Here is a 23,774-nt window from a genome sequence, read left to right as displayed (position 1 = left end):
CAGGCGGGTATGATGTAATGGTAGCCTGTCAGCTTCCCAAGCTGAACGCGCGGGTTCGATTCCCGCTACCCGCTCCAAAATCTTCCGACATATCAATAGCTTAACCACAGCCTGCCTGACCGTGCGCCAGTCCTCGCCCGGCCGCGGGATTGCTCGCCGCGCGGCGCAGGCCGAAGTGTGCTAAACTGATATCGCACGCCAGCAAGGTGCAGGCGGCATGGTTTGGAGGGTATCAGTATGACACGTTATTGTTTGACCGCGGCACTGCTATGTGGATTCGGCGCAGGAGCCGCACTGGCCGGCACGACCTGGGATCAGCCGGGCCAAGGCACCGGCATCTCCACCAGTTCCGTCAACCAGATCGCCGAAGGCCATATGGTGATGCAGATCAGCAGTTCCTATGAGAATGTGGAAATGGAAGACGCTGAGCATCCGATGAACGGCGCCGCGGGCCCCTGCTTCGGAGCGGTTGAGGTCGCCTCTGGCGAGGTCGAGGGCGGCGGCATCTGCGCCTTTACTGACGGTGCAGGTGAAAAGGTCGTGCTGCACTGGGACGCCGAAGGCATGGACCAATCAGGCGCGCTGACAGGCAGCTGGACCCTGAGCGGCGGCAGCGGCCCGTGGGCTGATGCAAAGGGCGGCGGCTCGTTTTCGTCCCTGACCGACCCGGAAACAGGCAAGTTCGTGAACACCATCACCAGCAACGTGACGATGCCCTGAGGGGCTGCGCGGGCTGTATTTCCCAGCGCTGACCGGGGCGGCTTCCCGGGCAGCGCCTTATTGCGCGTCCTGAATAAATTTGAGGAGGGCACGGGTTGACCCGTCCTTCCCGTCCGCAGACCTCTGGCCGCGCAGCAGCGGCAGCAGGGAATCGGCCAGTTCCTTGCCCAGCTCCACGCCCCATTGGTCAAAGGAGTTGATGCCCAGAATCACGCCCTCGACGAACACCCGGTGTTCATACAGCGCGATGATCTGGCCCAGCACATGAGGCGTCAGCTGCGGGTAGACCAGCGTGGTGGAGGGCCGGTTGCCCGGGAACACCCGGTGCCGCGCCTGCCGCTCCAGCTCTGCGCCCTCATAGCCTTCAGCCTTCATCAGCGCGCAGGCTTCTTCCAGGCTGCGGCCGCGCATCAGCGCCTCGGATTGCGCCAGGCAGTTCACCACAAGCAGCTGGTGATGCTGGTCCAGTTCCGGTTCATGCCCCTTGGCCGCGACCAGAAATTCCGCCGGCACCACCGTGGTGCCCTGATGCAGCAGCTGGTAAAAGGCGTGCTGGCCGTTGGTTCCGGGCTCCCCCCAGACAACCGGGCCGGAATTGTAAGGCAGCGGCGTGCCGTCCATGGCAACGGATTTGCCGTTTGATTCCATCTCCAGCTGCTGCAGGTACGCCGGCAGGCGCCGCAGCCGCTGGTCATAGGGCAGCACGGCGCGGGTCGGGAAACCGCAGACCTGATGGTGCCAGATCCCGGTCAGCGCCAGCATCACCGGCATGTTCTGTTCCCAGGGCGCCACGCGGAAATGGTCGTCCATCGACTTGCCGCCCGCCAGAAAATCCCGGAAATGCTCCGGCCCGACCGCCAGCATCAGGCTCAGCCCTATCGGCCCCCAGACTGAATAGCGGCCGCCAACCCAATCCTCAAAGCCAAACACATGCTTGCGCGGAATGCCGAAGGCGGCTGTCTCTTCCTCGGAGGTCGACAGCGCCAGAAACTGGCGCGCCGGGTCGCCGCCGCCGTCCTCTACCCAGCGCCGCGCCGTGGCGGCATTGGTCATGGTTTCAACGGTAGTAAATGTCTTGGAGGCGACGATCACCAAAGTTGTTTTGGGATCAATCCGTTGCAGGATGTCATGAATGTGGGCGCCGTCGACGTTGGACACAAAATGGCAGCGCGGGCCGTCATGATAGGGCGCCAGCGCCAGCGTTGCCATCACCGGCCCCAGGTCGGATCCGCCAATGCCGATGTTGACCACATCGGTGAAGGTGCCGCCCGGTCCGGCCAAGGCGCCGGAGCGCACCCGGCGCGCCAGGTCCTCCATCCGCTCCAGCGTTTTCCGCAAGGGCGCGCGCACGTCCTCTCCATCGACCAGCATCTCCGGCCCGTCCGGATCGCGCAAAGCGGTATGCAGCACAGCGCGCTGTTCGGTCTCGTTGATCAGACCGCCGCCGAACATCGCCGCGCGCCGCCCGGCGACGTCCTGCGCCTCGCACAGTGCGACCAGGCCCTCGCGCACCTTCGCAGTGATCCGGGTCTTGGAATAATCGAACAGCAGCGTTTCGAACCGCACGCTGAAGGCGCTGGCACGCTGCGGGTCGTTTTCAAACAGCTCAGGAATTTTCCCGCCGCATTTCTCGGCATGCAGCGTCTTCAAGGCATCGAACATAGTTAACTTTCCTGAAATCAAGGTGCCCAATGAACGGAGACCTCGGACAACACAGCCTGGACTGGCGCAGTTTCCGGCGGCAGCGACACGGCCCGTTCAAGCGCCCGCCGTTTGGCATCGCCAAAAATCACCAGGTGTTTCGCGATCGCGCCATCCAGCACACGGGCGGTCAGACTGACCCGGGCTTCCGGCTGGCTGTCCGGACGCATGACGGTGAGTGCAGGCGCATCCGGCTCCAGCGCTGCCACAATTCCTGCGGCGCCGGGAAACAGGGACGCGGTGTGCATATCCTCGCCCATACCCAGCAGCAGCACCGACAGCGGCAGCTCCGGAACCACCCGGCTTTCGAGTTCCGCCAGCACATCCTCCGGTTCGCGTTCCGGGATGTGGAACGGCATGAATTGGGCCACAGATGCCCGGTCCTGCAGCAGCCGGCTGCGGATCATCGCCGCGTTTGAGCGCGCATGCTCCTGCGGCACCCAGCGTTCATCGGTCGCCATCACATGCACCCGGTCCCATTCGATATCCGCCGCACAAAGATCGTCAAAGATGAGCCCGGGCGTGGTGCCGCCGGCGACCGCAAAGGAGGCTGTGTCATGGTGCAGAAGATGTGTTTTCAGGTCTCCGGCAATTTCATTCGCGACTTCAATCGCCAGCATGTCCTGGTCAGGGTATTCGTTGAATTTCATGGGTTTATCCCCCTCCATTCACGCCCGTCGCGGCGCATAAGCAAATCGGCATCCCCCGGTCCGGTACTGCCGCTTTCATAAGGTTTAGGCACATCTCCCCGGGACTTCCAGCCCGCAATCAGCGGATCGGTCCAGGCCCAGGCGGCCTCCACCTCGTCGCCTCTCATGAACAACGTCTGGTTGCCGCGCACAACATCCATGATCAGCCGTTCGTAGGCATCTGGCGGATCGCCGCCTTCCGGCCCCAGCGCCTCGGCAAAGCTCATGTCCAGAGGCACATCAATCAGCCGCATCCCGCCCTGCCCCGGCTCCTTGATGGTCACGCTCAGGGTAATGCCTTCATTCGGCTGCAGGCGGATCTTCAGATGGTTGGCATGGCGGCCTGCCTCGGCGCCGAAAATCGAATGCGGCGCGTCCTTGAACATCACGTTGATCACCGAGGACCGGTTCACCAGCCGCTTGCCGGTGCGCAGGTAGAACGGCGTGCCCGCCCACCGCCAGTTGCTGATATGCGCCTTCAGCGCCACATAGCTTTCGGTCGTGCTGCGCGGGTTGTTGACCAGCCCGCGGTAGGACGGATGCGGCGCCTCCGGGTCCAGGCTGGCCTGGTACTGGCCGCGCACAATATGGTGCGGTTCAACCGGGTCCAGCGCCCGGATCACCTTGAGCTTTTCGTCGCGCACCGCGTCCGGGTCGAATTTGGCCGGCGGCTCCATCGCGATCAGGCACAACAGCTGCATCAGATGGTTCTGCATCATGTCCCGCATGGCGCCGGCGCGCTCATAATACTCCTCGCGCCCTTCAACACCGACGGTTTCGGCCACAGTGATCTGAATGTGGTCGACATACTGGCTGTTCCACAGCGGTTCGAACAGCATGTTGCCGAACCGGACCGCCATCAGGTTCTGCACGGTCTCTTTGCCCAGGTAATGGTCGATCCGGTAGATCTGGCCTTCGTCGAAATGGCTGGCGAGCGTCCGGTTCAGCTCCCGCGCGGAGGCCAGATCGCGGCCAAAGGGTTTCTCCACCACGATCCGGGTGTGCGCCGTAGCCAGGCCATACCGGTGCAGCCGTTCCGCCAGCGGCCCGAACAGGCCCGGCCCGACGGAGAAATAGAACATGCGGACCCGCTCATCCCCCGCCCCCTCCAGCGCGCGGCAAAGCTGCTGCCAGCCCGCCTCGCCCAAGGCATCCAGCGCGACGTAACTGACCCGTTCCAGGAACGACTCCAGCGCACCGCCGCCGCAGGCCTTGGGGCCCGCGTGCTCGCGGATCGATTCTGCCACGACGGTGCGGTAATCCGCGCTGCTCATGGCGGTCCGCGCGGCGCCGATTATCCGCTCGCCGCCGGGCAGCTGCCCGGCGCAGTGGCGGCGGAACAGCGCCGGCAGGATCTTGCGCTGCGCCAGATCGCCAGTGCCGCCAAAAACCACCAGGTCAAACGGGTCGACCGGTATGACACGCGAAACCATTATTGTTCTTCCTGTCTAAGCCGGTGCAGGCGCGGCACACTGCCGCTCACATCCCTGTCATGTGCCCGCCCGGCTGCTTTCATTTCGGGCCCAGTATAAGGTAGCTTCCGGCGAAAGGAACTGCCCCAGAGGACATCTGCATGAAAGACCTGCAAAAACCCGTCGCGAACCTAGGCAAGTTTCAAGACGCTTACGTGACGGCAGATGGTCAGCAACGCGCCTCTGTGCCGCTCAGCCGCCCGGAAACCCTGTGGTTCAACACCGGCACGCTGTGCAATATCGAATGCAGCAACTGCTATATCCTGAGCTCCCCCACCAACGATGCGCTGGTCTATCTGACCGAGGCCGAGGTGCAAGGCTATCTGGATCAGATTGCGGAGCGCAGCTGGCCGGTCCGGGAAATCGGGTTCACCGGCGGCGAACCCTTCATGAACCCCGAGATGACCGGCATGGCCCGCGCCGCGCTGGAGCGCGGTTTTGAGGTGCTCATCCTGACCAACGCCATGCGCCCGATGATGCGCAAGACAGTGAAAGCCGGACTGTTGGACCTGCATGAGCAATTTGCCGGCAAGCTGACCCTGCGGATCTCCGTCGACCACCACAGCGCCGAACTGCACGACAAGGAACGCGGCAGCGGCAGCTTTGCCAAGACCATCGAAGGCATGGAATGGCTGCGCGACAATGGCTTCCGGATGGCCGTGGCCGGCCGCACCGTCTGGTCGGAAAGCGAAGCGCAGGCCCGCGCCGGGTATGCCGCACTGTTTGCCGCGCATGGCTTTGCCATCGACGCGCAGGATCCGGGCCAGACAGTGCTGTTCCCGGAGATGGACGAAACCGTGGAAGTTCCCGAAATCACAAGTGCTTGCTGGGGTATCCTTAACAAGTCGCCGGACAGCGTCATGTGCGCCTCGTCGCGGATGGTGGTCAAGCGCAAAGGCGCAGAGACACCCGCCGTTCTGGCCTGCACGCTGCTGCCCTACGCGCCTGAGTTCGAATTGGGCACGACCCTGGCCGAGGCCGAGCATCCGGTGCAGCTGAACCACCCCCATTGCGCCAAGTTCTGTGTCCTTGGGGGGGCCAGCTGCTCCTCCTGAGGGGTCTTCAGTACTCCCAGTCGCCGGTGGTGAAATTGGCGGCGCTCAACGTCACGTCGGTGGTGAAGTCCACCAGCACGTTATCTCCGTAATACAGCTTGTTCTCGGCGTTGCTCATGTACAGCCGGTCTTCGCTGGCGTTCTCCCACTCCGACCTGTCAAAGGTCACGTCAGTGTTGCGGGAGATGGTTCCGCCGGCTTCGTCAGCGTCAAACACGAACACATCGTCCTGGGCCGAGAAATCATCCAGAACCGCAACCGTGGAATAGGCGTCCAGCTCGATGAACAGCTCGTCCTTGCCCGCCCCGGTCGAAATCGTGTCGGCCGCATTGCTGAAGCTCCCGGTCAGAACGTAGATGTCATCGTCCCCCCCGCCCGATTTCAGACGCTCTGAGTGCATCCCTTCCAGAACGATCGTATCGGCGCCGCCACCGGTACGGATGTTCGCAGTCAAGCCGTCGGGATAGGAGATGGTGGTTCCGTTGATGACCACCGTGTCATTACCTTTGCCGGTGGAGACGCGAACGCTAGCGGTGACGTTCCAGAAACCGTTGAACTCAAAATAGTCGTTGCCTGCACCAGTGTTCACACGCAGATCGCTGACGTTCTTGACGGTGGAGTATTCAACATGGTCGTTCCCGGCCAGGGTCTTGACCGTGACGCGCGCGTCCTCCGCCGCTTCCCGCTGGCGGATGTCCAGCGTGTCATCCTGCCGGCCGGAGCGGATAACGAAATCCCCGTCGCCGGTGCTGGTGCCCAAATCAATGCCGTAATCCCAATGTTCGACCGACCGCACGCTTGTCGCAATCTGCGACAGATCCAGGGTGAAGCCGCCGGTAATCTGCACGTCGATCTGCGAAGAAACGGTGTCATACCCGGCCCCGCCATGAAAGCTGAGCTGGCTGTAATCGCGCAGCGTGCTGTCCGCCGTCAGGTCGAAATTGAGCGAACTGATCTTATCATCGCCGGCGCCGCCGAAAAACCGGTCCGACAGATCGGGATACACATAGGTGCCATTGTCATAATGATAGATCGAAAACGTGTCGTCACCATCCCGGCCATACAGGCTCTCGCGGATGGTTGACGTGGCCACCAGTGCGTTCTCGAACTGGTTTCCCAAAATATATGTGCGCATGAATTCCTGCCGTATTGCCTGCTTATTGACTGCCCGCCACCGTCTGGCGCTGTCCGGCGCTGCCATGCGGCACCAGACTTTTTAACACGCATAGGAGTAAGGCCGCGCTTTGGTTCCCGCAATAGCCAAGGAACAGCCCGGCGGTTCGGGGGCTTGCCTGTTGCCTTCCGGACAGGATGGCCTAGTGGATCTGGAATTCCCCGACCACGTTGCGCCATTCGCCGGGGCTGATCATTTTGCGGTGATTGAACCGCACCGAATGCAGCGGCCCCTCAATCTCGCGCTGCCAGAATTCGATGAACTCAAACAGCCGCGGGTGGTCCGGCGCAAGGTCGTACTGCTGCCAGACAAACGTGTTCAGGACATGGATATGGTCCGGCATATGATAGGTGAATTCCGCTGTGGTCAGCCCGTATCCTTTCAGCATCAGCTCGGTTTCGCTGGTCTCCATTTTCAGCCTCCAATCTTTGCCCCCTCTTGTTGATGCTAGGCTGGAAATGGTTAATTTCCCCAAAAACAGTGCGTTACCATCGCGTGAACGGACTGATTGCGGCTTTCCGGGCTGTTTGCTTGCGCCGCATATACGGTATCTGATAGGGTGCGAACACAATATATAGAGCCATAAGAAAGAGCGGGCAGCCAACGTGAGCGATACGCCGGAAACTCCTGAAAATATGGAAGAAAACATGCCGGAACGCCCGGCATATGATGGGCCGACCGTTTCCATCGAAGCCGAGATGCGCAACTCCTATCTCGACTATGCGATGTCGGTCATTGTCAGCCGTGCCATCCCGGACCTGCGGGACGGCCTGAAACCGGTTCACCGCCGCATTCTCTATGCGATGCACGAATCCGGCAACACCCATGACAAGGCCTACCGCAAGTCGGCCCGTCCCGTGGGCGACGTGATGGGTAAATACCACCCGCACGGCGACTCTGCGATCTATGACGCGCTGGTGCGGATGGCGCAGGACTTCTCGATGTCGCTGCCGCTTCTGGACGGCCAGGGCAACTTCGGCTCGATGGACGGCGACAACCCGGCGGCCATGCGCTACACCGAGGTCCGCATGGACAAGCCCGCCGCGGCGATCCTGGCGGACATCGAGAAAGAGACCGTCGATTTCCAGGACAACTACGACGGCAAGGACCGCGAGCCGACCGTGCTCCCGGCCCGTTTCCCGAACATGCTGGTCAACGGCGCCGGCGGTATCGCGGTTGGCATGGCCACCAACATCCCGCCGCACAACCTGGGCGAAGTGGTCGATGCAACCCTGGCGCTGATCGAGGACCCGGACCTGACCAGCGAGCAGCTGATCGACTACATCCCCGGCCCCGACTTCCCGACCGGCGCGCTGATGCTGGGCCGCTCCGGCGCGCGCAAGGCGTACCTGGAGGGCCGCGGCAGCGTGATCATCCGCGCCAAGACCCGCGTGGAGGAGATCCGCAAGGACCGCTATGCCATTGTCGTGGACGAGATTCCCTATCAGGTGAACAAGGCCGCGATGATCGAAAAGATCGCCGAGCAGGTCCGCGAGAAAAAGATCGAGGGCGTCTCCCACGTTCAGGATGAATCCGACCGCAACGGCGTGCGGGTGGTGGTCGAGCTGAAGCGCGACGCGACGCCCGAAGTGGTGCTGAACCAGCTTTACCGTTTCTCCCCGATGCAGACCTCGTTCGGCTGCAACATGCTGGCGCTGAACGGCGGCCGGCCGGAGCAGCTGACGCTGCGCAGGTTTCTGACCTCCTTCATTGATTTCCGGGAGGATGTTGTCGCCCGCCGCACCGCGCACCTGCTGCGCAAAGCGCGTGAGCGCAGCCACATCCTGTGCGGCCTGGCTGTTGCGGTCTCCAATGTCGATGAAATCGTGGCAACCATCCGCTCTTCGGCGGACGCGGCAGAAGCGCGCGAAAAACTGATGACCCGGCGCTGGCCGGCCGCCGAGATTGCGGACTACATCCGCCTGATCGACGACCCGACCCACAAGATGAACGACGACGGTACCTATAACCTGTCCGAGACCCAGGCCCGTGCCATCCTGGAACTGCGCCTGCAGCGTCTGACCCAGATCGGCGTCAAGGAAGTCACCGACGAACTGGAAGAACTGGCATCAAAGATCAAGGAATACCTTGAGATTCTGTCGTCGCGCGAACGTATTATGGGCATCATTTCGGACGAACTGCGCGAGGTGCGCGACAACTTCGCCGTGCCGCGCCGCACCCAGATCGTCGACTGGTCCGGCGACATGGAGGACGAGGACCTGATCGAGCGCGAGGACATGGTGGTGACCGTGACCTCCGGCGGCTACATCAAGCGGACCCCGCTGGCCGACTTCCGCGCCCAGAAACGCGGCGGCAAGGGCCTCAGCGGCATGCAGACCAAGGAAGAGGACGTGGTGACCACGCTGTTTGTGGCCAACACCCACACCCAGCTTTTGTTCTTCACCACTGACGGCATGGTCTACAAGCTCAAGACCTGGCGCCTGCCGCAGGGCGGCCGCACCTCCAAGGGCAAGGCGATCGTCAATATCCTGCCGATCCCGACCGGGGTGTCCATCGCCGCCATCATGCCGGTCGATGTGCCGGATGAGGAGTGGGAAAACCTGCAGGTGGTCTTTGCGACCTCCGGCGGCGACGTGCGCCGCAACCGGCTGTCCGACTTCACCAACGTCCGCCGCAACGGCAAGATCGCGATGAAACTGCCGGAAGACGGCTCCGTCAAACTGGTGAACGTGCGCATTTGCTCGGAAGATGACGATGTGATGCTGTTCACCAACTCGGGCCGCGCCATCCGCTTCCGCTCCACCGACGTGCGGGTGTTCAACTCGCGCGAATCCACCGGTGTCCGCGGCATCAGGCTGACCGGCGAGGACAGCGTGGTCTCCATGTCGGTGATCCGCCACTCCAAGTACACGCCGGAGCAGCGCACCGCCTACCTCAAGATGCGCCGGGCGATGGCCGGTCTGACCGACGATGCGGAAACCACCGATGAGGACGCGCCCGAGGATCCGAACTTCTCGACTGAGCTTTATGCAGAGATGTCGGCCGCTGAGAACCTGATCCTGACCATCACCACCGGCGGCTCGGGCAAGCTGTCCTCGTCGCATGACTATCCGGTGCGCGGCCGCGGCGGCATGGGTGTCACCGCGATGGACAAGGCCATGCGGGGCGGTGAAATCGTCGCCTCCTTCCCGGTTGAGATGGATGACCAGATCATGCTGGCCACGTCCAAGGGACAGTCGATCCGGGTGCCGGTCGATGGCATCTCCTTCCGGTCGCGTTCGGCCGGCGGCGTGCGGGTGTTCAACACCGGCAAGGGCGAAGAAGTGGTCTCTGTCGCCTGGATTGCCGAAAACGGCGAGGAAGAGGACGGCGGCGAGGAATAAGCCCCGTCCGCCTTGAAACAATGAGCGCCGTCCTGTTGCCAGGGCGGCGTTCGCTTTGTTAACGGCCCCCTAACGGGTTTCTGGCATCCTTGCGGGCAAGTTCCGTTTTCTCAGCAAGGGGATGCCCCATGAACTTGTATCACTGCTCTATTGACCTGCATCACGAAGCCAAGGCGCTGAGCTTTGCCAGTGCGGTGGACCAGTGGATGAGTTATCTGCAGGAACGCGGCGTCGTGCTGGGTTGGCGGCTTCTGCGGCGCAAGCTGAATCTGGCCAGCGACAATTGCCGGGATTTTCTGCTGGAAATCGAATTCCGGGACATGACGCAGCTGGATCAGGCCTTCCGCGTTCTCGGCGAACACGACGAGGAAGTGGAAAAGCTCTATTCGCATGTCACGGCGCTGATCTCCGGCGCGGAGATCGGCCTCTACCGCCCCTTCCCGGACCCTGAGCGGGCCGAACGCATGGCGCTGATCTGAGGGTGGCCTCAGATCAGGGTTGGTGCCAGCACGAAGCTGGCAAAGATCAGGTAGGCTACGGCTGTATGCATAACTTTACTCTCTTACTCACATCCCCATGTGGCGCTGAGAATAAACGTGGAATGCGGCATTTCCGGGGCAGCTGAATTTCCGCTGCCCCGGATAGGGGTTAGGCCGAAACCCGGCGTGCTTCAGAGATCGTAAAGCAGGCTGAACTTTTCTTCGAGGTAGGCCAGCAGCGGGGCATGGCCCGGCTCCATGCCGGAAGCATGGACGATGGTCTCGCGCGGACCGCGCAAGCCGCCGTGCTGCTGCAGGTTCTCCTTCAGCCATCCGGTCGCGCCGTCGGTATTGCCCTCGGCCAGCTGTGCATCCAGGCCCGGCACATCCCGGCGCAGCGCCTGGTACAGGCAGCCGGCATAGACATTGCCCAGGCTGTACGTCGGGAAATAGCCGAACAGCCCCACCGACCAGTGCACATCCTGCAAACAGCCGTGCGAAGGTTTGTCGACGGCATAGCCAAAGTCCGCCTCGAACCGGTCGTTCCAGGCGGCTTCCAGATCCTTCACCGCCAGGTCGCCGCTCATCAGCGCGCGCTCCAGGCCGAACCGCATCATGATATGGAGGTTGTATTGCAGCTCATCCGCTTCCGTCCGGATATAGCCCTTATGCACCGCGTTGACGGCCGCATAAAAGGCGTCCGCATCGGCAATCCCGAAATCGCCAAAGGCCGCTTTCATCTCCTGGAACAGCCAGCCGGTGAACGCCCGGCTGCGGCCGATCTGGTTCTCATAAATCCGGCTTTGGCTTTCATGCACGCCCATCGAAACGCCGCTGCCCAGCGGGGTCAGCAGGTAGTCGCGGCTGATATTCTGCTCATAGGCGCCGTGGCCGACCTCATGGATGGTCGAATAAAAGCAGTTGAACGGGTCGGTTCCGCTGGTCCGCGTGGTGATCCGCACATCCAGCCCGGAGCCGGAGCTGAACGGGTGCACCGCCTTATCGACCCGGCCATGCGCCATGTCATAGCCGAAGACCCTGGCAATCTTGCGTGTGAGTTTCATCTGCGCGGCTTCGTCGAAGGTTCCCGCCAGCCCCTTTGGCGCGGGCTTGTCCAGCACCTTGGCACGCAGCTCCACCAGGCCGGGGCGCATGGCGTCAAAGATCTCCGCGATCCCGGCGCCGGTCATGCCGTGTTCATAATCCTCGACCATGGCGTCATAGACGTCGCCGCCCGCCGCCAGCGCCTGGCCTTCCTCGCGCTTCAGGGCGACAACTTCCTCCAGCACCGGCACAAAGGCAGCCACATCCTCATCCACGCGCGCAGCAGCCCATTTGCCCTGCGCCTCAGATGTTACCTGGGCGATCTTCTTGGCCAGATCGGCGGGCACCTTGACGGTGCGTTCATAGCTGCGGCGGATCTCGCGCAGCTGGGCTTCACCAGCCTCATCCGGGGCAACCGCCTGCTCCAGCCAGTCCGCCACCCGCGGGTCGCAGCGGCGGGCATGCAGCACCGCCTCGATCGCGGCCATCTCCTCGCCCCGCTGCGGCGCGGCCCCGCGCGGCATCACGGTTTCCTGATCCCAGCCCAGACGGCCCGCAATCTGCCCCAGCGCCTGGGTTTCGCGCTGGAAGGCCATCAGTTCGTCAAATCCGCTCATGGGTCAGTGATCCTTGATCGAGGTTGCAATGGGATAGGCCGACAGGAAGCGGGCGCGCAGGATCAGAACCCAAACGCCGATTGCCACCAGCTGATGCGTGATCGCGGCGTGCAGCGGCGCGGCATAGACCACGGTGATGATCCCCAGCAGCACCTGCACGGACAGCGCCGCAAAGACGGCGTTAAAGGCAAAGCGGGTGCGTGCATGGGCAGAGCTGCGCCCGCGCAGCCAGGCCACCACGGCAAAGGCAAACAGCAGATAGCCCGCCACCCGGTGGATGAACTGCACCAGCCCCGGGTTTTCAAAGAAGTTCTTCCACAGGGGCTCGATCATAAAGGGGTTCGGCGGGATCACCTGCCCGCCCATCAGCGGCCAATCGGTATAGGAGCGCCCGGCGTCAATGCCCGCGACCAGCGCCCCCAGCAGGATTTGCAGGAAGGCAAAATGCATCAGGCCGGTGGACAGGCCGAACAGCTTCGCCTCCTTGGCGCGGCGCGCCTGCATCAGCTCGCGCTCCTCGCGGCCCAGCATCAGCACGTACCAGGCGATGAAACCGAGGATCACAAAGGCCAGCCCCAGATGCACCGCCAGCCGGTAGGAGGCCACCGCAGTCATCCCCTCGCCCTGGGTGACGCCAGAGGCCACCATCCACCAGCCGATGGCGCCCTGCACGCCGCCCAGAAGGCCAGGCAGCAGCAGCCGGCCGGTCCAGCCCGCCGGGATCTTGCGGGCCGCAAAGAAGCCAAGGAAGCCGAGCGCCCAGACTACGCCAATGAAACGTCCCAGCTGGCGGTGGCCCCATTCCCACCAGTAGATCTCTTTGAAATCAGACAGTTCCATCCACTGGTTCTGAATGCGCCACTGGTCGATTTCCTTGTACTTGTCGAATTCAGCCTGCCATTCCGTTTCGGACATCGGCGGGATGGCTCCGGTCACGGGGCGCCATTCTGTGATCGACAGGCCAGAGTCCGTGAGCCGCGTAAGCCCGCCCACCACGATCATCGCAACCACCAGCGCAAACAGCACCATCAGCCAGGCACGGATCGCCTTGCGGGCGCCGCCGCGGCCGCGGTCGATCAGTCCGGGCTGCGCCGCGGGCGCGTCTGTCTTTTCGCCCTCGACCTCTTCGAAAATGCTGCGCTTGCTCATGCTTGCCTCTTTGTCTGTGGTGCCAAGCTAGGGGCGGGAAATCTAAAGGTCCAGAGCGGCTTATTCGCCGCCCCGATCTTTCCAGCGGACCATCTGCCGCATGATCCCGTGCAGCATCTGCACGTCGGAGCGGGTCATCCGCATCCGGGACCACAGGTTGCGCAGGTTGGTCTTCATGCCTTCGGCCTTCTCCGGCGGGTAGAAGAAACCGGCTTCGTCCAGACGCTCCTCGTAGTGCTCCACCAGTTTCTCGACCTCGACGCCGGTGGCCCAGTCGCCCTTGCGGCCCAGGTCGGTGGTTTCATGCACCACATCGCCGGACTGGCGCATCCACTCATAGCCGGTCAGCAGAACGCATTGGCCCAGGTTCAGGGAGGCATAGAGCGGGTTCACCGGCACCGAGATGATGGCGTTGGCCTTGGCGATATCCTCGTTTTCCAGGCCCGCGCGCTCAGGCCCGAACATCACCGCGACCTTCTCGCCCGCCGCGATCTTCTCCGCCGCGATCTGCATGGCGCGCTCGGGGCTGTAGACCGGCTTGGTCAGGCCGCGCTGGCGGGCGGTGGTGGCGAACACATAGGTGCAGTCGCCCAGCGCCTCGGGCACATCCGCGCACAGCTGCGCCTCGTCCAGGAGACGGCCCGCGCCGGAGGACATCGCCACCGCCTTGGGGTTCGGCCAGCCGTCGCGCGGCGCCACGATGCGCATCCGGTCCAGCCCGAAGTTCCACATCGCCCGCGCCGCGGCACCGATATTCTCGCCCATCTGCGGGCGGACAAGGACAAAGGCGGGCTGGGGCGTATCGGTGGGCATCGTGTTCTCCGGCAAAATCGGCACTGCTGTACTGCCCGCGCGGCGGCGGGGCAAGGTCCAGCGCGGGTTTGGGGCGCAATAACCGGGTCTTCACCGCCGCAAATCCTTGCGTCCGGCGGCAAATCGGCTAAACACCGTCCAATCGCCTGAACAATGGAGCACCGCCATGGGAAGCCCTGCTGACGCACCGGAGCAGCCGCAGATCTACCTGATCTCCCCGCCGAGTTTCGAGCTGGGCAAATTCCCTGTTCTGCTGGCGCGGGTTCTGGATGAGGTCGACGTCGCCTGCGTGCGCCTGGATCTGGCCAGCCGTGATCAGGACACCCTCAGCCGCGCGGGCGATGCCCTGCGGGAGGTCACCATGGAGCGTGACGTGGCGCTGGTGATCTCGGACCATCAGATTTTGGCGGAACGGCTGGGGCTGGACGGCGTGCATTTGACCGATGCATCGAAGTCTGTGCGGGCCGCGCGCAAGGCGCTGGGGCCGGATGCGATTGTCGGCTGTTTCTGCGGCGCCTCCCAGCACGACGGCATGGTGGCCGGCGAGGCGGGCGCGGATTACGTGAGCTTTGGCCCCGTGGGCACATCCGGCCTGGGCGACGGCGCGCGGGCAGAGGCCGATCTGTTCGAATGGTGGTCGAAAATGATCGAGGTTCCGGTGGTGGCCGAGGGCGGGCTGACCGAGGATCTGGTGCGCGGCATCGCCCCCTATACCGACTTCTTTGGCATCGGGGATGAGATCTGGCACGCGGAAGATCCTCTGGCGGCGCTCAAGACGCTGATGCGGGCGATGGGCTGACGCCTTGGCGGGCAGTTAAGTTATAGGAACACCCGCTCCACAAACCAGTAGCCGCCGATCATTGCTATGGTGACAGAGGCCGGGATTGCCACCCGGCCGCGGTACTTGGGATGCCGCCCGAACCACAGGCGCACGCCCAGATAGGCGGCCGCGATTACGGCAAGCTGGCCCAGCTCTACCCCAACATTGAACCCGATCAGCGCGGGCAGAAACTGGTTTGCCGGCAGGCCGAACGCCCCCAGCACAGAGGCAAAGCCCAGACCGTGCAGCAGGCCGAAGCCGAAGATCACGAATGTGCGCCAGCTGTGCAGCTTGCGGGCAAAGATGTTCTCAACCGCGACAAAGACAATCGACAGCGCAATCAGCGGTTCGACGATGGCGGCGCTGACAGACACCATGCCCAGCGCGCCCAGCGCCAGGGTGATGGTATGGGCAACGGTAAACACGCTGACCTGCAGCAGCAGCGGCTTTAACCGCGGGCTGAGGAAAAACAGCCCCAGCACAAACAGGATGTGGTCCAGCCCCTTGGGCAGGATGTGGGTAAAGCCGACGGGGATGTATTCCATGAAGGCCTCGACCGGCGTCTTGGCTGCACCGCCCCCCAGCGGGATCGGCGGCGACGTCTCTCCTCCCTGCAGGTAGCCGGTGTAGGGTTCCGCCACCCCGTTCTGCCGCAGCACCACCCCGCCGGACCCCGCAGGCCAGGCTATGCGCAGGCTTTGGGCCTGCGGAGGGGTTTCACCGCCGAACACCAGAACTGAGGCGCGCGGCAGGCTGGCGTCGCCCACCTCCGGGATTGTGATCCGGGTAACGCTCAGTTCCACCGGGCCGCCGGCAAGCAGGGAAAAGGTCTCCAGCCATTCTTCGGCAAAGAGCTGCACCATCGGTTCCAGCTCTTCTGCGCCCAGCGCGCGCAGTTCGTCGTAATCGGCGGCTTGCGCGGTCTGGTTCGTATCCGCCAGCCCGTCCAGATTGATGCCCGCGACGAAGGCCTCGGCGTTCAGCCGCACCTGCAGGGTGATCCGCCCGTCCTCGATGGTGAAATCGGCAATTGCCGGGGTGACCTCATGTGCGCGGGCGCTTGCCGCAGCTATTGCAACCCAGCAGAGCAGCAGCGCAAATAGGATCCGCAGCCAATGAAAGCCGCGACCGACAGCCAAGGATCCGTTCATGCAATACCGCCTGTTCTGCTCAATTCTCTGTTCCGGGCTGGTCTTTGGGGCCATGCCGGTATTATCCCACGAGTTTTGGATCGAGCCGGAGAAATATCAAGAGGTTTCCGGGGCCCCTGTGGTGGCAAGGCTGCACAACGGCCAGGCCTTCAACGGCGCCGAGCAACCTTATCTGGATCACCGGATCGCCCGGTTTGAGGTGATGCAGGGCGGAGCCGCCGCGCCGTACCAGGGGCGCATGGGAGACATGCCCGCCTTTAGCGCAGAAATGGCGCAAGACGGGCTGGCGGTGCTGATCCACCAAACGCAGCCGCAAACGCTGACCTATGACACCTGGGAGGACTTTCAGGCTTTCATCGACCATAAGGCGTTTGGGGATATCCGTACCCGGCACCAGGACCGCGGGCTTCCGGATGCGGGCTTCAGCGAGCAATACACCCGCTACGCCAAATCTCTGGTGGCGATTGGAGACGGCCGCGGGTCGGATGCCGCCACCGGGCTTGAGACTGAGATCATCGCCTTGGCCAACCCCTATACCGACAGCCTGGACGAGGGGCTGCCGGTCCGGGTGCTTTATCAGGGAAAGCCGCGGCCCCAGGCCCAGGTCGAGGTGTTTGCCAAGGCCCCGGATGGCAGCGTTGCTGTCACAACCCGGCTGACGGATGCGAAGGGTGAGACCGTTGTTAGCGTGGCGCCCGGGCACAGCTATCTGCTGGACGCCGTTGTCTTGCGCCCTGCCCCGGACGGCGAAGATTACGTATGGGAAAGCCTGTGGGCCGCCCTGACCTTTGCGGTGCCTGCGCGGTGAAGCCGCTTGCAGAGGTGCGGCAAAGGCGGCAATAGGTCGATATGACACAAGCCTCCGCCTCACAGCCCCCCGCCATTCTGTGCATCGGGTCGGTCCTTTGGGACATCATCGGCCGCTGCACCACGGAAATGCAGCGCGGCTCGGATATGCCCGGCCGCATCACCCGCCTGCCCGGCGGGGTTGCCATGAACATCGCCATGACGCTGGCCCGGTTCGGCGTCCAGCCCGCACTGCTGACCGCCGTCGGCCGCGACCCGGAAGGCGACGAGCTGATCCACGCCTGCGGCCATTTCGGGCTGATCACCGACCATATCTACCGCTCCGAGGACCTGCCCACCGACCGTTACATGGCGGTGGAGGGCGCCAACGGGCTGATCGCCGCCATTGCCGACGCGCATTCGCTGGAGGCCGCGGGCGACAAGATCCTGCGGCCGCTGTCGGACGGCTCGCTCGGCACCGACGATGCGCCCTACCAGGGCCAGGTGGCGCTGGACGGCAACCTGACCCTGTCGCTCTTGGATGACATCGTTGCCAGCCCGGCCTTTGCCAAGGCCGACCTGCGCGTCGCGCCTGCCTCGCCGGGCAAGGCGGAACGGCTGCGCCCGTTCCTGACCCGCACCCGCGGCACGCTTTACGTGAACCTGGAAGAGGCCGGCATCCTGTGCCAGGCGGAGTTCACGGACAGCGAAACCGCGGCACAGGCAATGCTCGACCGCGGCGCAGCACGGGTGCTGGTCACCGATGGCGGCTCCTCTGCCACCGTGGCGGACGCCAAGGGCACCATCACCCTGCACCCGCCCCGCGTAACGGTCGCCCGGGTGACCGGCGCAGGCGATACCTTCATGGCCGCCCATATCGTTGCCGAGGCACGGGGCGAAGACCGCAAAACCGCATTGGCCTCAGCCCTCAAGGCTGCGGCAACCTATGTTTCAGGAGAACCCCCGCTGTGATCGACATTCAGTATTCGTCCGAGGTCCAGGCTGCCAAGGCTGAAGGCCATGCCATTGTAGCGCTGGAAAGCACCATTATCACTCACGGCATGCCCTATCCGCAAAACGTCGAGGTTGCGGCGCAGGTGGAGCAGGACATCCGCGATGCCGGCGCCGTGCCCGCCACCATGGCGGTGATCGGGGGCGTGCTGCATGTGGGACTGGAGCCCGATCAGCTGCAATCGCTGGGCCAGGCCACAGGCGTTGCCAAGATCTCCCGCGCGGATATGCCCGCCTGTATCGCCACCGGCGGCACCGGCGCGACCACGGTTGCGGCGACCATGATTGCGGCGCGGCTGGCAGGCATTTCCGTTTTTGCCACCGGCGGCATCGGCGGCGTTCATAAAGGCGCCGAAACCTCTTTTGACATCTCCGCCGACCTGATGGAGCTGGCGCAGACCCCTGTGACAGTGGTGGCCGCAGGCGCCAAGGCGATCCTGGACCTGCCCAAGACGCTGGAAGTGCTGGAAACCCAGGGCGTGCCGGTGATTGCTTACGGTCAGGACAGCTTCCCGGCCTTCTGGTCTGCCCAATCGGACCTGAAGGCGCCGCTGCGCATGGATGCGCCGGAGGAGATCGCCCGCGCCCACGCCACCCGTCAGGCGATGGGCCTGCCGGGCGGCCAGCTGGTGGCCAACCCGATCCCGGCAGACGACCAGATCGCTGCCGAAGATCTGGCGCCGGTGATCGCTCAGGCCCAATCCGAAGCCGACGCCGAAGGCATTGCCGGCAAGGATGTGACCCCCTTCCTGCTGGCCCGCATTTTCGAGCTGACAGAGGGCCGCTCGCTCACCGCGAACATCGCCCTGGTGCGCAACAATGCCCGCTTGGCGGCAAAGATCGCACAGGAACTCAACAAACTGCCGCAATGAGATGAATTCGGGGGCGGAAACCATTGCTCCGCCCCCGAACAGTGCATAGGTTCCATTCGGAATTTCAGAAAAAGCAGACCTATGACAACGCCTTTCGACGATGAACCTCACCGCCGCCGCGGACTGTTTGCCAGTCTGCGCGCCTCCTTTTTTACCGGGATTGTCGTCATCGCCCCGGTGGGGCTGACCATCTGGCTCTTGTGGTCGGTGATGGGCTGGATCGACAGCGTGGTGCTGCCGCTGGTGCCAACCACTTTCCGGCCCGAGCAGTACATCGGCATCAACCTGCGCGGTGTCGGGCTGATTATCTTTCTGCTGTTCACGATCGTGGTCGGCTGGATCGCCAAGGGCATCCTCGGGCGCTCGCTGATCAGCTTTGCTGAAAGCCTGGTGGACCGGATGCCGGTGGTGCGCACCGTCTATTCGGGCATCAAGCAAATCTCCGAAACCGTCTTTGCCCAATCGGAACGCAGTTTCGAAAAGGCCTGCCTGGTGCAATACCCGCGCAAGGGCATCTGGGCGATCGGTTTTATTTCCACCACCGCCAAGGGTGAGATTGCCAAACGGGCCGAAACCAGCGGCGGGCTGGTGAGCGTCTTCCTCCCGACCACCCCGAACCCGACCTCGGGCTTCCTGCTGTTCGTGCCCGAGGAAGACGTGATCGAGCTCGACATGTCGGTGGAAGATTCCGCCAAGCTGGTGATCTCGGCGGGCCTGGTTTATCCGAACCCCAAGGATCCCGCGAAACCGCTGGACAACGGTAAGAAGACCAAGGCGCTCGAAAAAGAAAACGCCTAGCCGAACATCGCAGGCAAATTGGCAGAAGACTGCACCCCGAGGTTTTCCCGGTCGCGGGCCAAAAACTCCTCTGCCGCGTCCCGCCCCGCCTGTTTCAGCCGCGCCAGGATCTGCGGCACCGGGATCAGCTTGGTTGTGACCGACAGCTGGGTCATCAAGGCGTCGTCCGCGATCATGTGAACCCGCACCTGTTTCATCCGCCCCGGCTGCAGCGTGCCGTCCGCCAGCAGCCGCTGGACAAAGCTGATGGCCCGCAGCTCCCGCAGCAGCGAGGAGTTGAAGCTGATCTCATTCACCCGGTTGCGGATCTGCTGCGGCGTCCTCGGGATGTCCTCACGCTCCAGCGGGTTGATGTTCACGACGACCACATCCCCCGGCAGCGGCACCCGGAACAACGGAAACAGGGCCGGGTTGCCGGTATAGCCGCCGTCCCAATAGGCTTCCATGCGGCCGGTTTCCGGATCTTCGATCTCCACGGCCTGGAACATATCCGGCAGGCAGGCGGAGGCCAGGATTGCGTCCGTGCTGATCTCCTGCCCTTCAAAGATGCGGATCTTGCCGGTGCGAACGCAGGTCGCGCAAACAAACAGCTCCGGACCGTCGTTTGCGCAGACTTCAGAATAGTTGAAGGCTTCCACCACCTCGCGCAGCGGGTTCTGGTAGAACGGCCCATAGTGATAGGGGGAAATCGCCTGGCTCAGGGTCTCCATCGGGGAAAACGGCATGGCGGCCTCCCAGGCGCCAGCCCAGGCAACCGCGTCAAACCGGGTCAGCCAATGGGCAAACCGCATATCCCCCACGGCCCCCATGCGCCGCCACAAGCCGTCCAGCGCCTCCTTGGCGCCCAGGCGGCCGCCATGCACCATGCCAGCCTTAAAGGCAGCCCCGTTGAGCGCACCGGCAGAGGTGCCGGTGATCCCGGCGACCTCGATCCCCTCATCCTCCAGCAGGCGGTCCAGCACCCCCCAGGTAAACGCCCCATGCGCGCCGCCGCCCTGCAAGGCCAGATTAATTCTAACAGTCATGTCCTGATCCGCCTCTTCATCTGGCCGGAAATATCCCGGGGGTGCGTTGCCCCCCAAGGGGCAAGAGGGGGCTGGCCCCCTCCCGCCCTGGCTTTGGCCGTTACAGCGCGGTCCAGCCGCCGTCGACGCTGATCGCGGTGCCGGTGATCTGCGCCGCCGCGTCCGAGCACAGGAACACAGCGGTGCCGCCCAACTGCTCCACGGTGGCAAACTCGCGGCTCGGCTGGCGCTCCAGCATCACCTTCTTGATCACCTCTTCCCGGCCCATGTTGTATTTCTCCATGGTGTCGGGGATCTGCGCCTCCACCAGCGGCGTCAGCACATAACCCGGACAGATCGCGTTGCAGGTGATCGGCTCCTCCGCGGTTTCCAGCGCCACGGTCTTGGTCATGCCCACCACGCCATGCTTGGCCGCCACATAGGCCGATTTATAGGGAGAGGCGGTCAGCCCGTGCGCCGAGGCGATATTGACGATCCGCCCCCAGCCTGCCGCCCGCATCCCGGGCAGGGCTGCGGCCATGGTGTGGAAGTTCGAGGTCATGTTGATGGCGATGATCGCGTCCCACTTGTCCTGCGGGAACTCATCAATCGGCGAGACATGCTGGATGCCTGCGTTGTTGATCAGGATATCGCAGGCGCCGGCCTTTTCAACCAGCGCCCGGCAGTCGGCGCCCTTGGACATGTCGGCCTGAATGTACTGAGCCTTGACGCTGAATTCACGGGCCAGCTCTGCTGCCAGCGCGTGGTCCTCCTCCCGGTCGGTGAAGGAATTCAGCACCACGTTGGCCCCTGCCCGCGCCATTTCGCGTGCAACCCCCAGGCCAATGCCTGAATTCGATCCGGTGACGACGGCAGTCTTCCCTTGCAAGGACATCAGTTTCTCCGCTTTGACTCAATCAAACTGCCGCCACTGTGCCATGCTGCAGATGCAAAGGGAACGCGTAAGACTACGGAGCCGCCCGGCGGAACGCAGGGGCAATTGAGGTCAGCGCAGAAGCAAAACACCGCAAGAAAAAAACGCCCGCACAAGGCGGGCGTTAGTTATTGAGGCAGGTTTCATACAGGCAAGAAACCTATCGAGCAGTGATCTCTTTATAAGCAATTTCCGGCTTTCGTCCAAGCTAAAAGTTTGAAAAGACGAAAAAGCGCACGTAGCGTGCAGAGGCAAGAAAATAAGGGCAGAGCGGGATTGTTGTGAAACTGCGAAAAGAAAATTTCCTGAATCTTCGCATGGCGCTGGCTGGAATCACCTTGGCATTTGCCGCGAATTCCGCCCACGCAGAATCGGCACATGGCATAGCTATGTACGGGGACCCCGCCCTGCCACCGGATTTTGTGTCTTTGCCCTATGCCAACCCCGACGCCCCCAAGGGCGGCAAGGTTGTCTTCGGCAACACCGGCGGCTTTGACTCGCTGAACCCGTTCACCCTGAAAGGCACCTCTCCGTGGCAGCTGAGGTTCTGGAGTTACGAAAGCCTGATGGGCCGTTCGTGGGACGAGCCGTTCACCCTCTACGGCCTTCTGGCCGAATCGGTGGAGACACCTGAAGACCGCTCCTGGGTGGAATTCACCCTGCGGGAGGAGGCGCGATTCTCCGACGGCAGCCCGGTCACCATCGAGGATGTGATCTGGTCCTACGAAACTCTGGGCACCCGCGGGCACCCCCGATACCGCGGGTTTTGGACCAAGGTGGACCGCATTGAACAGACCGGCCCGCGCAGCCTGCGCCTGACCTTCAATGTTGAGGACCGCGAGCTGGCCCTGATCGCCGGCATGCGGCCGATCCTGAAAAAGGCGCAGTGGGAGGGCAAGGAGTTCGGCACGGATGAGGTCGACGGCGCGCCCATCGGCACCGGCGCCTATGTGGTCAGTGCCTATGAGCCGGGCCGCTTTGTCACCCTGCGCCGCAATCCGGACTATTGGGGCAAGGACTTGCCCCTGCAGCGCGGCACCCGGAATTTCGACGAATTGCGCATCGACTTTTTCGGCGACCAAACCGTTCTGTTCGAAGCCTTCAAAGCCGGCGAACTAAGCGCGCTGCGCGAGTTCAATGCCGACAAATGGGACAGTGTCTACAGCTTCCCGGCGGTCACCCGCGGCGATGTGGTCAAAAGCGAGATCCCGCATCAGCGCCCCTCCGGCATGACCGGGCTGGTGATGAATACCCGCCGCGCGCCGCTGGACGACTGGCGCGTACGCGAGGCGCTGCTGCTGGCATTCAATTTCGAGTACATCAACGGAACCGTGACCGGCGGCGTGCAGCCGCGGATCACCTCCTATTTCTCTGGCTCTGCGCTGGGAATGCAGCAGGGGGCGGCCAGCGGCGAGGTCCGGGCGCTGCTGGAGCCGTTCGCGGGCAGCCTGCTGCCCGGCACACTGGAAGGCTATGCGCTGCCCCAGGGCGACGGCAGCAAACGCAACCGCAGTAACCTGCGCAAAGCCATGAAATTGCTGGAAGATGCGGGCTGGACTGTAACCGATGGCGTGCTGCGCAACAGGGATGGACAGGCGCTGGACCTGACCGTCCTGATCCGCCAAGGTGACGGCGAGATGAAGACGGTGACGGAAATCTATGCCCGCGCACTGGAACGCCTGGGCATTTCTCTGACCGCCGAAACCGTCGACAACGCGCAATATGTCGAACGCGAAAACGCCTATGACTTCGACCTCACCCGCTACCGCCGCGAGCTGTCGCTGAGCCCGGGTAACGAGCAGCGTTACTACTGGGGCAGCGACGGCGTGACCCAGCCCGGCAGCCGCAACCTGATGGGGATGGACAGCCCCGCTGCCGAAGCGATGATCGACGCGATGCTGACCGCCAAGGCGCCCGAGGAGTTCGCCGCCGCCGTGCGGGCGCTGGACCGGGTCCTGACCGCGGGGCGTTACGTGATCCCGTTCTGGAGCTTCGATGTGGGGCGGATCGCCCATATCAAAGAGATGCGCTACCCGGACAAGCTGCCGGTCTATGGCGACCGCACCGGTTTCATGCCGGAAGTCTGGTGGTACGAGGCCGACTGACCGCCTGACTCCCGGGTTCAACGGTGCAGAGTGTGT

Annotated in this window: 21 protein-coding genes and 1 tRNA gene; 11 read left to right on the top strand and 11 right to left on the bottom strand. The window is 63.4% G+C overall.

Translation table 11 applies throughout. From position 1 onward, the window contains the following. The first annotated feature begins 3 nt into the window (after window positions 1-3). Both ACTRWG_RS00215 and ACTRWG_RS00210 read left to right on the top strand, forming a co-directional pair. A tRNA-Gly gene (locus ACTRWG_RS00215) sits at window positions 4-77 on the top strand. 160 nt (window positions 78-237) lie between these two features. Next, window positions 238-720 (top strand): hypothetical protein, encoded by a 483-nt coding sequence (locus ACTRWG_RS00210; RefSeq protein WP_462828790.1) that lies wholly within the window; start codon window positions 238-240, stop codon window positions 718-720. A 57-nt stretch (window positions 721-777) separates the two neighbouring features. On the opposite strand, the gene pgi is transcribed toward ACTRWG_RS00210, so the two are convergent. From pgi to zwf, 3 genes are read right to left on the bottom strand one after another with little or no spacing between them, the layout of a single operon-like run. After that, entirely contained in the window at window positions 778-2,382 is a 1,605-nt protein-coding gene (gene pgi, locus ACTRWG_RS00205; RefSeq protein WP_462828789.1) for a glucose-6-phosphate isomerase, read from the bottom strand. A 17-nt stretch (window positions 2,383-2,399) separates the two neighbouring features. Then, entirely contained in the window at window positions 2,400-3,071 is a 672-nt protein-coding gene (gene pgl, locus ACTRWG_RS00200) for a 6-phosphogluconolactonase (protein WP_027237544.1), read from the bottom strand. Beyond that, window positions 3,068-4,543: a glucose-6-phosphate dehydrogenase gene (gene zwf, locus ACTRWG_RS00195; RefSeq protein WP_027237543.1), complete on the bottom strand. Its 1,476-nt coding sequence runs from the start codon at window positions 4,541-4,543 to the stop codon at window positions 3,068-3,070. The genes pgl and zwf overlap by 4 nt, the downstream gene beginning before the upstream one ends. Before the next feature lie 140 nt (window positions 4,544-4,683). Between zwf and ACTRWG_RS00190 the strand changes: the two genes are divergently transcribed. Next, the gene (locus ACTRWG_RS00190) at window positions 4,684-5,637 is read left to right on the top strand and encodes a radical SAM protein (RefSeq protein WP_027237542.1); all 954 of its coding nucleotides are present in this window, start codon (window positions 4,684-4,686) and stop codon (window positions 5,635-5,637) included. 7 nt (window positions 5,638-5,644) lie between these two features. Here the strand turns inward: ACTRWG_RS00190 and ACTRWG_RS00185 are convergent, their stop codons facing one another. Together ACTRWG_RS00185 and ACTRWG_RS00180 are read right to left on the bottom strand one after the other, a co-directional pair. Continuing rightward, entirely contained in the window at window positions 5,645-6,772 is a 1,128-nt protein-coding gene (locus ACTRWG_RS00185) for a hypothetical protein (RefSeq protein WP_027237541.1), read from the bottom strand. A 181-nt stretch (window positions 6,773-6,953) separates the two neighbouring features. Then, window positions 6,954-7,223, bottom strand: coding sequence for an usg protein (locus ACTRWG_RS00180; RefSeq protein ID WP_027237540.1), 270 nt, complete (start codon window positions 7,221-7,223; stop codon window positions 6,954-6,956). Between the two features lie 223 nt (window positions 7,224-7,446). Here ACTRWG_RS00180 and gyrA point away from each other — a divergent pair, with 223 nt between their 5' ends. Together gyrA and ACTRWG_RS00170 are read left to right on the top strand one after the other, a co-directional pair. Beyond that, complete coding sequence (gyrA, locus tag ACTRWG_RS00175) at window positions 7,447-10,155, top strand: DNA gyrase subunit A (protein ID WP_036797538.1); 2,709 nt, start codon at window positions 7,447-7,449, stop codon at window positions 10,153-10,155. Between the two features lie 128 nt (window positions 10,156-10,283). Next, window positions 10,284-10,634: a DUF6614 family protein gene (locus ACTRWG_RS00170; RefSeq protein WP_027237538.1), complete on the top strand. Its 351-nt coding sequence runs from the start codon at window positions 10,284-10,286 to the stop codon at window positions 10,632-10,634. 191 nt (window positions 10,635-10,825) lie between these two features. Here ACTRWG_RS00170 and ACTRWG_RS00165 read toward each other — a convergent pair whose 3' ends face one another. Genes ACTRWG_RS00165 through ACTRWG_RS00155 form a run of 3 tightly spaced genes read right to left on the bottom strand, consistent with a single transcriptional unit; the run spans window position 10,826 to window position 14,257 of the window. Then, window positions 10,826-12,295, bottom strand: a complete 1,470-nt coding sequence (locus tag ACTRWG_RS00165) for a carboxypeptidase M32 (protein WP_462828788.1) — start codon at window positions 12,293-12,295, stop codon at window positions 10,826-10,828. A 3-nt stretch (window positions 12,296-12,298) separates the two neighbouring features. Further along, window positions 12,299-13,444 carry a heme A synthase gene (gene ctaA / locus ACTRWG_RS00160; RefSeq protein ID WP_462828787.1) on the bottom strand — a complete coding sequence of 382 codons (1,146 nt, stop codon included), beginning with the start codon at window positions 13,442-13,444 and terminating at the stop codon, window positions 12,299-12,301. Window positions 13,445-13,504: 60 nt separating this feature from the next. After that, window positions 13,505-14,257, bottom strand: coding sequence for an RNA methyltransferase (locus ACTRWG_RS00155; protein ID WP_027237535.1), 753 nt, complete (start codon window positions 14,255-14,257; stop codon window positions 13,505-13,507). Window positions 14,258-14,423: 166 nt separating this feature from the next. On the opposite strand from ACTRWG_RS00155, the gene ACTRWG_RS00150 reads away from it, so the two are divergent. Next, window positions 14,424-15,056: a thiamine phosphate synthase gene (locus ACTRWG_RS00150; protein WP_027237534.1), complete on the top strand. Its 633-nt coding sequence runs from the start codon at window positions 14,424-14,426 to the stop codon at window positions 15,054-15,056. Between the two features lie 20 nt (window positions 15,057-15,076). Here the strand turns inward: ACTRWG_RS00150 and ACTRWG_RS00145 are convergent, their stop codons facing one another. Then, the gene (locus tag ACTRWG_RS00145; RefSeq protein WP_027237533.1) at window positions 15,077-16,228 is read right to left on the bottom strand and encodes a HupE/UreJ family protein; all 1,152 of its coding nucleotides are present in this window, start codon (window positions 16,226-16,228) and stop codon (window positions 15,077-15,079) included. Here ACTRWG_RS00145 and ACTRWG_RS00140 point away from each other — a divergent pair. The 4 genes from ACTRWG_RS00140 to ACTRWG_RS00125 all read left to right on the top strand — a co-directional run bounded on the left by ACTRWG_RS00140 (window position 16,227) and on the right by ACTRWG_RS00125 (window position 19,695). Next, window positions 16,227-17,036, top strand: a complete 810-nt coding sequence (locus ACTRWG_RS00140) for a DUF4198 domain-containing protein (RefSeq protein WP_036797535.1) — start codon at window positions 16,227-16,229, stop codon at window positions 17,034-17,036. The two genes, ACTRWG_RS00145 and ACTRWG_RS00140, sit on opposite strands and share 2 nt — an antisense overlap. 41 nt (window positions 17,037-17,077) lie before the next feature. Next, complete coding sequence (locus ACTRWG_RS00135) at window positions 17,078-17,986, top strand: PfkB family carbohydrate kinase (RefSeq protein WP_027237531.1); 909 nt, start codon at window positions 17,078-17,080, stop codon at window positions 17,984-17,986. Then, on the top strand, window positions 17,983-18,897 hold the full coding sequence (locus ACTRWG_RS00130; RefSeq protein ID WP_027237530.1) for a pseudouridine-5'-phosphate glycosidase: 915 nt from the start codon (window positions 17,983-17,985) through the stop codon (window positions 18,895-18,897). Before ACTRWG_RS00135 ends, ACTRWG_RS00130 begins: the two co-directional genes overlap by 4 nt. Before the next feature lie 81 nt (window positions 18,898-18,978). Next, complete coding sequence (locus tag ACTRWG_RS00125) at window positions 18,979-19,695, top strand: DUF502 domain-containing protein (RefSeq protein ID WP_027237529.1); 717 nt, start codon at window positions 18,979-18,981, stop codon at window positions 19,693-19,695. Here ACTRWG_RS00125 and ACTRWG_RS00120 read toward each other — a convergent pair. Both ACTRWG_RS00120 and ACTRWG_RS00115 read right to left on the bottom strand, forming a co-directional pair. Continuing rightward, window positions 19,692-20,720 carry a patatin-like phospholipase family protein gene (locus ACTRWG_RS00120; RefSeq protein ID WP_462828786.1) on the bottom strand — a complete coding sequence of 343 codons (1,029 nt, stop codon included), beginning with the start codon at window positions 20,718-20,720 and terminating at the stop codon, window positions 19,692-19,694. The genes ACTRWG_RS00125 and ACTRWG_RS00120 overlap by 4 nt on opposite strands. A 100-nt stretch (window positions 20,721-20,820) precedes the next feature. Beyond that, the gene (locus tag ACTRWG_RS00115; RefSeq protein ID WP_027237527.1) at window positions 20,821-21,594 is read right to left on the bottom strand and encodes a 3-hydroxybutyrate dehydrogenase; all 774 of its coding nucleotides are present in this window, start codon (window positions 21,592-21,594) and stop codon (window positions 20,821-20,823) included. Between the two features lie 356 nt (window positions 21,595-21,950). Between ACTRWG_RS00115 and ACTRWG_RS00110 the strand changes: the two genes are divergently transcribed. Further along, window positions 21,951-23,738: an extracellular solute-binding protein gene (locus ACTRWG_RS00110; protein WP_462828785.1), complete on the top strand. Its 1,788-nt coding sequence runs from the start codon at window positions 21,951-21,953 to the stop codon at window positions 23,736-23,738. Window positions 23,739-23,774: the final 36 nt, after the last annotated feature.

The organism is Leisingera sp. G5_S3_59_S7 (assembly GCF_054968485.1).
This window is presented reverse-complemented; position numbering and strand designations above follow the sequence as displayed.

What these genes read in the sequence shown, in the direction of transcription:
- ACTRWG_RS00115 (WP_027237527.1), bottom strand. Translation starts at nt 21,594, where the DNA reads ATGTCCTTGCAAGGGAAGACTGCCGTCGTCACCGGATCGAATTCAGGC.
- ACTRWG_RS00110 (WP_462828785.1), top strand. Translation starts at nt 21,951, where the DNA reads ATGGCGCTGGCTGGAATCACCTTGGCATTTGCCGCGAATTCCGCCCAC.
- ACTRWG_RS00165 (WP_462828788.1), bottom strand. Translation starts at nt 12,295, where the DNA reads ATGAGCGGATTTGACGAACTGATGGCCTTCCAGCGCGAAACCCAGGCG.
- ACTRWG_RS00180 (WP_027237540.1), bottom strand. Translation starts at nt 7,223, where the DNA reads ATGGAGACCAGCGAAACCGAGCTGATGCTGAAAGGATACGGGCTGACC.
- pgi (WP_462828789.1), bottom strand. Translation starts at nt 2,382, where the DNA reads ATGTTCGATGCCTTGAAGACGCTGCATGCCGAGAAATGCGGCGGGAAA.
- gyrA (WP_036797538.1), top strand. Translation starts at nt 7,447, where the DNA reads ATGGAAGAAAACATGCCGGAACGCCCGGCATATGATGGGCCGACCGTT.
- ACTRWG_RS00210 (WP_462828790.1), top strand. Translation starts at nt 238, where the DNA reads ATGACACGTTATTGTTTGACCGCGGCACTGCTATGTGGATTCGGCGCA.
- ACTRWG_RS00120 (WP_462828786.1), bottom strand. Translation starts at nt 20,720, where the DNA reads ATGACTGTTAGAATTAATCTGGCCTTGCAGGGCGGCGGCGCGCATGGG.
- ACTRWG_RS00145 (WP_027237533.1), bottom strand. Translation starts at nt 16,228, where the DNA reads ATGAACGGATCCTTGGCTGTCGGTCGCGGCTTTCATTGGCTGCGGATC.
- ACTRWG_RS00150 (WP_027237534.1), top strand. Translation starts at nt 14,424, where the DNA reads ATGGGAAGCCCTGCTGACGCACCGGAGCAGCCGCAGATCTACCTGATC.
- zwf (WP_027237543.1), bottom strand. Translation starts at nt 4,543, where the DNA reads ATGGTTTCGCGTGTCATACCGGTCGACCCGTTTGACCTGGTGGTTTTT.
- ACTRWG_RS00125 (WP_027237529.1), top strand. Translation starts at nt 18,979, where the DNA reads ATGACAACGCCTTTCGACGATGAACCTCACCGCCGCCGCGGACTGTTT.
- ACTRWG_RS00140 (WP_036797535.1), top strand. Translation starts at nt 16,227, where the DNA reads ATGCAATACCGCCTGTTCTGCTCAATTCTCTGTTCCGGGCTGGTCTTT.
- ACTRWG_RS00155 (WP_027237535.1), bottom strand. Translation starts at nt 14,257, where the DNA reads ATGCCCACCGATACGCCCCAGCCCGCCTTTGTCCTTGTCCGCCCGCAG.
- ACTRWG_RS00185 (WP_027237541.1), bottom strand. Translation starts at nt 6,772, where the DNA reads ATGCGCACATATATTTTGGGAAACCAGTTCGAGAACGCACTGGTGGCC.
- ACTRWG_RS00170 (WP_027237538.1), top strand. Translation starts at nt 10,284, where the DNA reads ATGAACTTGTATCACTGCTCTATTGACCTGCATCACGAAGCCAAGGCG.
- ctaA (WP_462828787.1), bottom strand. Translation starts at nt 13,444, where the DNA reads ATGAGCAAGCGCAGCATTTTCGAAGAGGTCGAGGGCGAAAAGACAGAC.
- ACTRWG_RS00190 (WP_027237542.1), top strand. Translation starts at nt 4,684, where the DNA reads ATGAAAGACCTGCAAAAACCCGTCGCGAACCTAGGCAAGTTTCAAGAC.
- ACTRWG_RS00135 (WP_027237531.1), top strand. Translation starts at nt 17,078, where the DNA reads ATGACACAAGCCTCCGCCTCACAGCCCCCCGCCATTCTGTGCATCGGG.
- pgl (WP_027237544.1), bottom strand. Translation starts at nt 3,071, where the DNA reads ATGAAATTCAACGAATACCCTGACCAGGACATGCTGGCGATTGAAGTC.